The organism is Alphaproteobacteria bacterium SS10 (assembly GCA_019192455.1).
Classification (GTDB): domain Bacteria; phylum Pseudomonadota; class Alphaproteobacteria; order TMED2; family TMED2; genus TMED2.
Genome location: JAHCML010000003.1, coordinates 481,055 through 492,630 on the forward strand (window position 1 = coordinate 481,055; position 11,576 = coordinate 492,630).

Sequence of the window (11,576 nt, forward strand, 5' to 3'; positions counted from 1 at the left end):
GCCGTCAGGCTTGTAAATTTATCAGTGTGACTCGCTACCCAATAAGCGGGCTGATGGCGGAGGAATCCACACCGGCGACGATTAGGATGCTGCCATCGAAGAACTGCACCTGGGTATTGCCGAAGGTGTCGGTGAAGATTGCTGTCACCTGGCTTGCAATGATGTTCAGCGTATCGCCTTCCGCGGCATTGAAGTCGACGAGGGTGTCGATGCCGCCGCCGGCCCGCATGACAAACTGATCCGCCCCGTCATTGCCGATCAGGATGTCATTGCCGCGGTTACCGTTGATGGTGTCGTTGCCAAGGTTGCCATTGATGGTGTCAGCGCCTTTACCGCCGAAGATCAAATCGTCTCCCTGGCCGCCAAATACGCGGTCTTCGGCATTGTTGCCGTATATGATGTCATTACCCTTATTGCCGAAGAGACGATCGCCATCCTTGCCACCAAACAAGGTGTCGCGATCCTGGCCGCCGAATAGCTGGTCGGCGCCAACATTGCCATAGATGACCTCGGTGCCCTGGCGGCCATAGATGATGTCATTACCGCCCAGTGCGGTGATTGCCTCAAACCCATCGGGGTTGGCGGCGCCCGTAATGATTTCGTTCGCGTTGGTTGCCTTAAACTCATGGGATCGGATGCTGGGTACGAGTTCGATCAAGTAGGTGTTGGCCGCGACCGGGACTAAATCCTCTGTGACTTGGAAGGTAATCGCCGGATCAAAGAACAGCTGGAACGTATCGACAGCAGACGCACCGCCTGCCGTGCCGTAGAGCGCCTGCAGTGCGGCAAAATCGAAGGGGGCCGGGCCGGTGGTGCCAACGGTCTGATTAAAGCTCATCACCGTGTTGGCGGTATTGTCCAACTCCGCTGGTAGAAAAGGGCCTGAGTCAAAGAAGCTGTTATTGCCCGTATGCTTAAGGCCGAGGGCGTGACCGATCTCATGGGTCAGTAGGAAGTAACCCTGGTTGCCCGGGCTGGGTGCGAAATCCTCCGCGTCGGCCTGGGTCCAGTTGATCCAAACGTCGCCACTGCCATTCAGGTTCTCAATCGGGGGAATTGCCTCACCGTCATTGGGGATGCCGCTTGGGATGCCGTTTCGGCCGCTGTAGAGGCCGAAATTCATATCGCCACCATCTTCCGCGCTTACTTCGCGGAAGGTTAGGCCGGTATTGGCGGCATACTGGTCTAGGATCTGCCGGACGGCGATCTGCTGCTCCACGGTCATGACCCGAAAGTCATTGATCGTATCGAAGTAGTTAGGGCCAGGCTCTGAGTTGCGGAAGCTGTAGGTCACTTCAACTGGCGTGCCGATTGGCAAACGCCAGTTCCAACGGAACTCACCAGATCCTACAAGGGCGTTGATGATGGGATCAGCGGTGAGTACCGGATCGCCATTCCCATCAATTGGCACATCACGGCCATTGAAACCCAGCTCGGATGATTTCTCGACTGCTGATATCTTGCAGTGGCTGCAGGCGCAGGTCACAGCGTGTGGGGATGATATCTCTGCGCTTTGCGCGTTATCAGACATTGTAAGGCCGCCGGACATATCTCAATCCTCGCTAGCTGGGGCTGTTGTCTGGTGTGTTAGCTATGCTTCTTACGCTGATGGTCTGGTTGCGCCAATACGCAGTTCGAATCGTCCGGAAAATGTGATCATGGGTTGCCGAGCGGTGCCAGTGTGGCGGTCTGCCCCTGGGTCAAAGTCTATCCAGCCAGATCAACTGCTTATCAGTAATTGGTTTATCGCCAGTGCCGTAGAGTTGGCGCAACGACATCAGATCCAGCGGTGCTGGTCCGTCACATGGGGCGGTATGCCGATAGCTCATAACCGTGTTTCCCGTGTGGTCCAGTGCGACGGGCAGAAACGGCCCAACATCAAAGGTTCCGTATTTGCCTGGGTGCTTGAGCCCCAGAGCATGTCCAATCTCATGGGTCAGTAGGAAGTAACCGTCATTGCCCGGTTCTGGAACTAGGTCCTCGTCATCAGCCCTGGTCCAGTTGACCCAGACATCGACCCGCTGGTCTTGCTTGATCGGTAAGGGCAGGGATTCGCCGTCATTAGGAATGTTGCTCGGCACGTCATCCCGTTCGCTATACATCCCAAAGGCCAGATGTCCCCGTTGCTCGCCCCCCAGATATTGGCTGGCGGGATCGCCCGTTACCTCGGTAAAGCGGAGGCCCGTATTGGCCTCAAACAGGCGAAGGATGCTGCGTGTGGCGGCTTCCATCTCTGGTGTGAAGACCCGGAAGTCGCGGATCTTATCGATATAGGCATCATGGGGTCGGTCGCGACGGAAGCTGAAGGTAAGCTCCGCCGGGCTGCCCATCGGGCGATCCCGATTCCAGCGTGGGAAGCGCGGATCGATCAGGCACTTGGCTAGCTCGTCGAGATTTGACGAGGTGCCGTCATGCTGCATGTGTCCGCTGGGCTGCATTGGCTAGCAAGGTCCTGGTGCCTGTATCGCCGGTTACTATGCGGGTTCGGCGGCAAGATTGTCATGTTTTCAATGTATTGAGTGTTGGGTTCGGCGGTCTGGCCAAGGGGCAGAAATCAACCTCAATATTTACAAATTTACAAATTACACAAAGATAATTGTATCAACATTTTCAATGTGACCGCTTTTTCAATCGGCTTTGTTGCATCGCGGGATTTAGTTTGCCAGCTTACGATTAATAGAACGACCCGGAAAGCGGGCGCACCCAGAAATCATCCGGCCGGTTTGGCCGCTGAGGAAGAAACTAGCGCCTTACCCAAATAGTGGGCGACGCTGTAAGAGAAACCCAATTTTGCCCGTTTTTTGAGAGGTTTAGAACAATGGCACCGCTAGATCAGAACCAGGCAGCAGATACTGCTGAGATCCATGCTCGCCGCTTTGACGGCATCAAACGCGACTACACCGAGCGTGATGTTGAGCGCCTGCGTGGCACGCTGAAAGTCGATTATTCGATCGCCGAGCACACTGCCCGCCGTCTTTGGGAGCTGCTTAACACCCGCCCATATGTAAATTCATTGGGTGCCCTAACCGGCAACCAGGCTGTGCAAGCTGTTAAGGCTGGCCTTGAGGCAATTTACCTCTCCGGTTGGCAGGTCGCTGCCGATGCCAACATCGCTGGTCAAATGTATCCTGACCAAAGCCTTTATCCGGCCAACTCTGTGCCAATGGTTGTTGAGCGGATCAACAACGCACTGCAGCGTGCCGACCAGATCGCCCAGATGGAGCGTATGGATGGTAAGGGCGATGACCCAACCCACTGGTATGCGCCAATCGTTGCCGATGCTGAGGCTGGCTTCGGTGGCCCGCTGAATGCCTTTGAGCTGATGAAGGGCATGATCAAGGCCGGTGCCGCTGGCGTTCACTTCGAAGACCAGCTGGCGTCTGAGAAGAAGTGTGGCCACCTTGGCGGTAAAGTCCTAGTCCCAACCAAGACCTTCGTTCGTACCCTAAACGCGGCACGCCTGGCGGCTGATGTATGCGGTACCTCAACCCTACTGGTTGCCCGTACCGATGCGCAGTCTGCTCAACTGATCACCTCTGATCATGATGAGCGTGATGCACCGTTTATCGATTTCGAGAGCGGCCGCACCCCAGAAGGCTTCTACCGCTTGAAGCCAAGCCCAGATGATGGCGTTGATCGCTGCATCGCCCGTGGCCTGGCCTATGCTGAGTATGCCGATCTAATCTGGTGGGAGACGTCCACGCCGAACCTGGATCATGCTCGTAAGTTCGCTGAAGCGATCCACGAGAAGTTCCCGAACAAGATGTTGGCATACAACTGCTCACCGAGCTTCAACTGGAAAGCCAACCTGGATGACGAAACCATTGCGAAGTACCAGCGTGAGCTGGGTGCCATGGGCTACAAGTTCCAGTTCGTGACCTTGGCTGGTTTCCACTCCCTCAACCACGCTGCCTTCCAGCTGGCTAAAGGCTACAAAGAGCGCGGCATGGCTGCTTACTCTGAGCTGCAGCAGGCTGAGTTCGGCGCTGAGAAGGATGGCTACACCGCTACCCGTCACCAGCGTGAGGTCGGTACCGGTTACTTCGATGCGGTCAGCATGGCGATTTCAGCGGGCGAAAGCTCCACCACCGCCATGGGCGAGAGCACCGAAACCCAACAATTCTAATCCAATAACAATTGGCTGACGGGCCGGATACCCGGCCCGTCCAAAGCCAAAGTAAAGGAACACTATTCAGGTGCCGGAAGGCGCGTAACGCAGAGGAGAAGACCAATGCAAAACCGTACTTACAACCCAGAGATTTCAACGCAGCCAAGCATGGGCGAGCGCTTCTGGATTGTCGGCGGTGAGTATGTCGACACCAAGTTTGAGCAGATCGTTGAGCAAACCCGTCGCGTCGTCGGCCCATTCGATTGCTACCGCCAGGCGCGCAAAGAATGGCAGGCGCTATCAGAGGCAAGCCGCTCAATCTGCACCGCGCGGTTCTCGATTGCCCGCGAACCAATGGGCGCCTGAACAACGGTCTGAGTTAGGGATTAACGAATTTTGGTCCGTGCACGCTGGATGGCCGGGCTAAAGCAAAAAGGGATGGTGCCTCGGCATCATCCCTTTTTTTTATGTGTAGCTAAAGCTTGGCGCTGATGATTAGTAGAGAACCCAGCGCATGGTGGCCTCATCGGACCCGTCATCACAGGCGGCCACGACTGCAGCAACATCGGTTGGGAAGCTGCTAAATGTCGTATCAGAGCCATTGGCCGTAACGATGATGGAGTCCAGCCCATCGGTAGTGCCGGTCTGATTACCGCTGTAGGAAATGATGCGAGAGCAGGCCTCAGACGGAACGCCTTCGAACGCGATATCAAACCGGTCGGGTGTGCCGCCATTGGTCTCAACGATGACTTCGCCGCCCCAGGTATTCCTGAACTCACCAACTGTTGTGGTCTTGATGTCTGGCGGGACAAAGCCGGAGTTGTCCATCACGGTGTTGTCGAGGCCGGCAAAATTTGCGGAGCCGGAATAGAGTTCGCGGACGGATTTTTGCATCGAGATGAATTGCTGAAAACCGACATTGGTCTTGGTGTCGGTGAGCCCGCGCAAAAACAAGATGCCGACCCCGGAAATCAGGATGCCAGAGATGACCAAAACAAGAATAGTGTCGGTTAGCGTTAGGCCACGCTGACGCGCGTTGCGCAGCGATTTGCGGCGCGGCGTTCTCATCTTCTGCATTCCCGTCAAATGCATCATCTGATCGCTGTTAAACCCCCGAGCGTGGCGTTTGCTAACTGCGTCTAGCCACATTTTCGCCATGATATCATATGTCGCCAGTAAACGCTTCGTTTGTCGGTGGTGATTGCCGTGAAACAAAGCAAAAACTCGGGTATAGTCTTTTTCATGCCGTCAGACGGCGCCATTTAGGCACGTCTGTCTAGTCTGGGCCGTTTGGCGGTCTACATGACTTTCAGCCAGTTAAGGGATTGAACGGGCTGACGATTTCGGGGGGAAATGGAGCGCTTTACACTCCATATGCGGATGACCAAGGCTTGCAACGCTGATTGCAGCTATTGCTCATCATGGCAGGAATATCCAGACCGCTACATGAGTGCGGCGGATTACGCGCGTGCCGTCGACTTCATCGCAGAGGAGGTGCTGCCATTAATGGGGTGGCGCCAGGGCGATGGCGGTCACCTCTCTATTCAGTATGTCGGTGGTGAGATCATGCTTGTGCCCAAGGCACAGCTGCGCCGCTCAGTCTATTACGCCCGTGACCGGTTTGGCTCGATGTTCGATGTGGTCACCGATGGGTGCCAAACCAACCTTATTGGCTCATCCGACCGCATTGCTGCACTCCAAACCTTGTTTGGTCATCGGCTTAGTACGTCGGTCGACAACTTCGGCTCACAACGCACGGTTAAGGGCTCGCCAGAGCTGTACCGCGCCATGATGAATAAGAGCCGGAAAGAGCTAAAACGCCGCCGCGGCCTCAATGCACCCGCGATCTTTGTTGTGGATGCCGAGGGTTTGCCCAATGCGATGGCAGAGTATGAGATCGCCAATGAGGAAGGTTACGACCTAACCCTTCGAGCGGTTTTCCATGGCGGTCGGGACGTTGGGGCTGCCACTGTTCCGGAATTAGCCACGCTCTATACTGATATCTTTGATGCCTGGGCTATGAAGGGCCGGGTGATGGTTCAGCCGCTCTATCAGCTGTTGACCACCAGGCTTTCCGATATCGCGCAGGATGAGGGGCTGTACCAGGCTAACTTTGGTTGCCCGTTCCAGAAGAACTGCGCCTTTGTCTCTCTTAACTTGGACCCGAATGGTGACCTCTATGTCTGCCTCGACATGGCAGATAGTGACCAGTTTAAGCTTGGCAACGCTGTTGAGGGCCGATTTGAGCGTGAAGTTTGGGAAGGGCTAGCCAACCGTCGTGACCATTTCGACGAGAAGTGTCGGTCCTGCAAATGGCTCGCTTCCTGCCAGGGTGGCTGCATGTCTGAAGCGGTGCATCACACTGGCTCCCCCTATGGCAGGACGGAGCTATGCAATGTTTGGGAGTCGGTGTTTTCACATGTTGATGCACTAATTGAACGCGAAGGCGTTGAAGCTGTGGCACAATGGTGCCGGGATATCGCCACACCAAAGATGGCGCCGCAGGTCGCGGCCGAATAGATCGCTGAGAAGGCCAAAGAGCCGGGGGAACAAAAATGTTTGCGAAACAGTACGCTGCACGGGATGCACGAGCCTCAGCCAGGCAGGAAGCCTCTGATCGCCAAGATGAGGTGGTTTTGCGCACAATTGGCTACATCACCGGTGCGCGCAGCATGTCCTCATCCCCGGCAGATACTTTCACCGAGAACGCGATGAAAATGCGCGATGACATTGCCGAGGTTCTGCGTGATCAGCGTAAGGCTGGGTCACCACTGCCACAGGGCACGCAGACACTATTACAGGCCACCCATCGCGAGCTTGATGGCGCCTTGAAGATGGAACCCAAGGACGGTGCCGCGTCTTTCTCAACCTTTGCCAAGGCGAATTACGATACCGCGCTTGAAGCGCTGGGTAGCGGCAATGAAGGTTATTCGGCCCGCTATCAGCGTGATGAGCTGGCTCAGAAAGCCGATACTGAGTACGCCGGCTTGATCATCAACGGTCCACTACACCGTCAGATGCGCTGACCCGTAACGGGTTGTTCGACCTACTTTAAAGCTTTGTGACCGGGCTGATCTAACCACGCAGCTGGGTTGTTGTTTGTTGTCGCCTCTTTCGCTCGGCCTCGTCTCGCGGTAAGACGCTGCATTGATTTGCAGGTCATGGCTAAGCCTAGAGGTAAGGAACAATGAACGATATGTCCTCCACGTCCGGTGTGAATGCCCCGGCACCGGTTACGTCCGTGCTTGAGATGATCGGCAATACGCCGATGCTCAAAGTAAGCAACCTCGACACCGGCCCGTGTGAGCTGTTCCTCAAGCTGGATAGCCAAAATCCCGGCGGTTCGATCAAGGACCGTATCGGCCTATCCATGATTGCCGACGCTGAGGCCTCTGGCGCGCTGAAGCCGGGCGGCACCTTGGTTGAGGCAACGGCGGGTAACACCGGCCTCGGCCTGGCGCTGGTCGCCCTGCAGCGTGGCTATAAGATGATCATCGTCGTGCCGGATAAGATGGCGCGGGAGAAGATTTTCCACCTAAAGGCCATGGGCGCCGATGTGCGACTAACCCGTTCAGACGTGGGTAAGGGGCACCCCGAATACTACCAGGACATTGCCGCCCGCATTGCGGAGGAAACCGGGGCGTTCTATGTGAACCAGTTCGGCAATGACGCAAACCCGCAGGCCCATGAGGACACCACGGGGCCCGAGATTTTCCAGCAGATGGACGGCGATATCGACGCCATGATCTGTGGCGTTGGCTCTGGCGGCACGCTCACCGGCTTGGGCCGCTACTTCAAGCGTGTTTCGCCCAAGACCCAGATGATCGTGGCCGACCCCGTTGGTTCCATCGTCGCGCATTACGTCAAAACGGGTGAGCTGCTGACCGAGGTTGGCAGCTGGACTGTTGAGGGGATCGGTGAGGATTTCATCCCACCGGTTTGCGATATGTCGCTCGCCGATGACGCCTACACCATCCATGATTCCGAGGCGATGGCCGTCGCCCGTGAACTGCTTGAGAAAGAGGGCATTCTCGCTGGCTCTTCAAGCGGCACACTGATCGCCGCCGCCCTTCGCTATTGCCGGGAGCAGACCGAGCCAAAGCGGGTTTGCACCTTTGTCTGTGACAGCGGGAACAAGTACCTGACCAAGGTGTTCAATGACCTGTGGCTCTATGATCAGGGCTTTAAGCAACGTGAGGTCGCCAATGATCTGCGCGATCTGATTGCCTACCGCCACGATCAGGGCAGTGCCGTCACCATCGGTCCTAAGGACACGCTGTTAATGGCGATGGGCCGGATGAAGATGTACGACGTCTCGCAACTCCCCGTGATGGACGAGACCGGCACCCTGACCGGTATTTTGGATGAGAGTGACCTGCTGCTCCATGTGGAGCGGGATGAGAAACGGTTCAGTGATCCTGTAGCCGCTGCCATGACGGGTAAGCTGGAAACCGTGCCGGTTCGCTCCCCCATTACCGATCTTTTGCCGATTTTCGATGCCGATAAGGTTGCGATCGTGATGGATGGTGACCAGTTCTTAGGCCTGATCACACGAATTGATCTGCTGAACCATCTGCGCCGCAAGGTGAATGCGTAAGCGCAACTGACACGAAAGATAAGAACAATGCCTGACAGCGTTGACACCAAGCGCGGCAACCGCGCTGGCTTTGGCACCCGTGCCATTCATGCGGGCCAACGGCCAGACCCAACCACTGGCGCGATCATGACGCCGATCTACGCCACCTCCACCTATGTGCAGGAGAGCCCCGGCGTTCATAAGGGCTATGAGTATAGCCGCACCCATAACCCAACCCGCGCTGCCTATGAGGGCTGCATCGCCGATCTTGAGGGGGGCATTCGCGGCTTTGCTTTTGCCTCCGGACTAGCCGCGACCGCGACCCTGCTTGAGGTGTTTGACCAAGGCAGCCACATCATCGTTATGGATGATGTCTATGGCGGCACCTTCCGTCTGTTTGACAAGGTGCGCAGCCGCACCGCTGGCCTCAGCTTTACCTTCGTTGATCTGGGCGACCTGGCGGCAGTTGAGGCGGCGATCCAGGACAATACCAAGCTGATCTGGATTGAGACACCGACCAACCCAATGCTGAAATTGGTCGATCTGGAAGCGGTTGCCCAGCTGGCGAAATCCAAGGGCATTCTGACCTGCGCCGATAACACCTTTGCCAGCTCTTGGGTTCAGCGCCCGCTAGAGTTCGGCATCGATATGGTCATGCACTCCGCCACCAAATACCTAAACGGTCACTCCGATATGGTGGGCGGTATTCTGGTGGTTGGTAAGGACCAGGAACTCGCCGATCAGATTGCGTTTCTGCAGAACGCGGTTGGTGCTGTGCAGGGTCCCTTTGATGCCTTCCTTGCCCTGCGTGGCTTGAAGACCCTGCATCTGCGGATGGAGCGGCATTGCCAAAGCGCCGGCGAGATCGCGGCGTTCTTGGAAGCCCATGACAAGATCGAACGGGTGATCTATCCGGGTCTCAAATCCCACCCGCAATATGAGCTGGCGCAACGGCAGATGCCGGCCGGTGGCGGGATGATCACCTGCTTCATCAAGGGCGACCTCGATGATGCCCGCCGGTTCTTAGAGCGGGTGGAGGTCTTTGCTCTTGCTGAGAGCCTTGGCGGTGTTGAGAGCCTGATTGAGCATCCGGCGATTATGACCCATGCCTCAATCCCACCCGCGCAACGGGCCGAGCTCGGCATCAGCGATACCCTGATCCGGCTGTCCGTTGGTGTTGAGGATATTGATGATCTGAAGGCTGATCTGGCCCAGGCGCTCGCCTAAGGCCGGTCCGCTAAGCCATGGCCACAGAGTATGGACCGATCCAGGTCCACTATACCCGCGGTGACACGGTTGAGAGCACCCATGAGGTGGTGGCCGTTCGCGCCACTACGGACGGGGTGCAGGCCCGATGGGGCGATGTTTCCCATCCGGTGTTCCCACGCTCTGCCTTTAAGCCATTTCAGGCCCTGACGGTTATTGCCTTGGGTGCCGCCGATGCGTTTGATCTGCAGACGCATCAGCTTGCCCTGGCCATGGCGTCCCATAATGGTGAGGCGCGCCATGTGGAGGCAGTAACCGCCTGGCTGGATCAGTTGTCACTTACTGAACAGGACCTGCATTGCGGCAGCCATATACCAATGGGCACTAAGGCAACCGCCGATGTTTATCGCAGCGGTGGTGAGCCAACGGCGCGGCATAACAACTGCTCTGGCAAGCATACGGGCATGTTGGCCCTGATGAAGCATCTCGGTGCTGCGCCGGACTATGAAGATTACGATCACCCGGTTCAGGTGAAGACACGAGAGATCGCAGAGCGGTTTTTGGATGTGGATTTGGGCGCGGCCCCTTGGGCGGCTGATGGCTGCGCCGTGCCGAATTATGCGATGCACCTTTCCGCCCTGGCCATTGGCTATGCCAGGCTGAACGCACCACCCGATGATATGGCGGATGCCTGTGGTCGCCTGCTCGATGCCTGGGCTAAACGACCTGACCTTATTGCCGGCGCTGATCGGTTTGATACCGCCGTCATGCTGGCGACCAATAGTCAGATCCTATCCAAATGCGGTGCGGAGGGGGTGCAGGCCGCCCTGATTCCATCAACTGGTGTGGCCCTGGCGACCAAGGCATTAGATGGTGGGCAGCGGGCGGCGGAGCAGGCCATGGCCGAGTTATTAGCTAATGAGGGCGTGCTGGACCTAACGGATGCAGAGCTGGCCAAGCATTGGAAGCCAGCGACCCGTGCCCTGACAAATGCGCGGGGTGATCAAATCGGTCGGATTGAGGTGGTGGTCGCCAGCTAGGTCAAAGGCTGATTGAGCCAGGCGTGTTTAGGCCCCAAGCATCGGGATAGGTAACCACGCCACGATCACCGTCCAGGGCGCCATCAACTATCTCCAACGCCATGAAGCTATCTTCCTCAAACGGTGCGTTGAGGTGGGATGCGAGATGAGCGTTGAAGCCAAAGCGACCGTAATAGGCGGGATCACCGAGGACGAACACGGCTTTGGTGCCCTGGGCCTGTGCGGCCTGAAGGCCCGTATTGATCAGGAACTTGCCGACACCCTTGCTGCGGTAGTCTTCCCGCACTGAGATCGGGCCGAGGGCGAGGCTTTTCACCGGGCGGTCATCCAATTTAACCGGCAGGTGGCTAAAGATGGCATGACCAACAATCTGTTGTTCGGCGATGACAACGTAAGCAGCCGCGATCAGGCCGTCCTGGCGGAGGTCCTGGACCAGCGTTACCTCAAAATCCCCACCAAACGCATCGCGGTTTAGCTGGGCAATAACCGGCCAATCGGTTGGCGCCTCATGCCGGATGGCGAGGTCGTCCTGCGTACCAATAATTTCTGGCATGGATTGGTCCTGGCCGCCGTTGCCGGTGGCTTGGTTTGCTGTCATCGCTTGGCCGGGCCGAAGCGGGATGGGCGCGAAGTCAGATTGCGTCAC

Annotated in this window: 11 protein-coding genes; 7 read left to right on the forward strand and 4 right to left on the reverse strand. The window is 56.9% G+C overall.

Annotated features, from left to right (window positions below; all coding sequences use genetic code 11):
• Nucleotides 1–34: 34 nt before the first annotated feature.
• A complete protein-coding gene (locus tag KI792_02650; GenBank protein ID MBV6631915.1) occupies nt 35–1,531 on the reverse strand; it encodes a hypothetical protein in 1,497 nt (498 codons plus the stop codon).
• A gap of 169 nt (nt 1,532–1,700) precedes the next feature.
• Entirely contained in the window at nt 1,701–2,438 is a 738-nt protein-coding gene (locus KI792_02655) for a hypothetical protein (protein ID MBV6631916.1), read from the reverse strand.
• Between the two features lie 380 nt (nt 2,439–2,818).
• Here KI792_02655 and aceA point away from each other — a divergent pair, with 380 nt between their 5' ends.
• Nucleotides 2,819–4,126, forward strand: coding sequence for an isocitrate lyase (gene aceA, locus KI792_02660; protein ID MBV6631917.1), 1,308 nt, complete (start codon nt 2,819–2,821; stop codon nt 4,124–4,126).
• Between the two features lie 105 nt (nt 4,127–4,231).
• The gene (locus tag KI792_02665; GenBank protein MBV6631918.1) at nt 4,232–4,474 is read left to right on the forward strand and encodes a hypothetical protein; all 243 of its coding nucleotides are present in this window, start codon (nt 4,232–4,234) and stop codon (nt 4,472–4,474) included.
• 129 nt (nt 4,475–4,603) lie between these two features.
• Here KI792_02665 and KI792_02670 read toward each other — a convergent pair whose 3' ends face one another.
• On the reverse strand, nt 4,604–5,176 hold the full coding sequence (locus KI792_02670; protein ID MBV6631919.1) for a hypothetical protein: 573 nt from the start codon (nt 5,174–5,176) through the stop codon (nt 4,604–4,606).
• 285 nt (nt 5,177–5,461) lie between these two features.
• Here KI792_02670 and KI792_02675 point away from each other — a divergent pair, with 285 nt between their 5' ends.
• The 5 genes from KI792_02675 (at nt 5,462) to KI792_02695 (ending at nt 10,930) form a co-directional block, all read left to right on the forward strand.
• Nucleotides 5,462–6,628, forward strand: coding sequence for an SPASM domain-containing protein (locus KI792_02675; GenBank protein ID MBV6631920.1), 1,167 nt, complete (start codon nt 5,462–5,464; stop codon nt 6,626–6,628).
• 35 nt (nt 6,629–6,663) lie between these two features.
• On the forward strand, nt 6,664–7,134 hold the full coding sequence (locus KI792_02680; protein MBV6631921.1) for a hypothetical protein: 471 nt from the start codon (nt 6,664–6,666) through the stop codon (nt 7,132–7,134).
• 161 nt (nt 7,135–7,295) lie between these two features.
• Nucleotides 7,296–8,705, forward strand: coding sequence for a pyridoxal-phosphate dependent enzyme (locus tag KI792_02685; protein MBV6631922.1), 1,410 nt, complete (start codon nt 7,296–7,298; stop codon nt 8,703–8,705).
• 27 nt (nt 8,706–8,732) lie between these two features.
• Nucleotides 8,733–9,911, forward strand: coding sequence for a PLP-dependent transferase (locus tag KI792_02690; protein ID MBV6631923.1), 1,179 nt, complete (start codon nt 8,733–8,735; stop codon nt 9,909–9,911).
• Nucleotides 9,912–9,928: 17 nt separating this feature from the next.
• Nucleotides 9,929–10,930 (forward strand): asparaginase, encoded by a 1,002-nt coding sequence (locus KI792_02695; protein MBV6631924.1) that lies wholly within the window; start codon nt 9,929–9,931, stop codon nt 10,928–10,930.
• Between the two features lies 1 nt (nt 10,931).
• On the opposite strand, the gene KI792_02700 is transcribed toward KI792_02695, so the two are convergent.
• Nucleotides 10,932–11,576, reverse strand: a complete 645-nt coding sequence (locus KI792_02700) for an N-acetyltransferase (protein ID MBV6631925.1) — start codon at nt 11,574–11,576, stop codon at nt 10,932–10,934.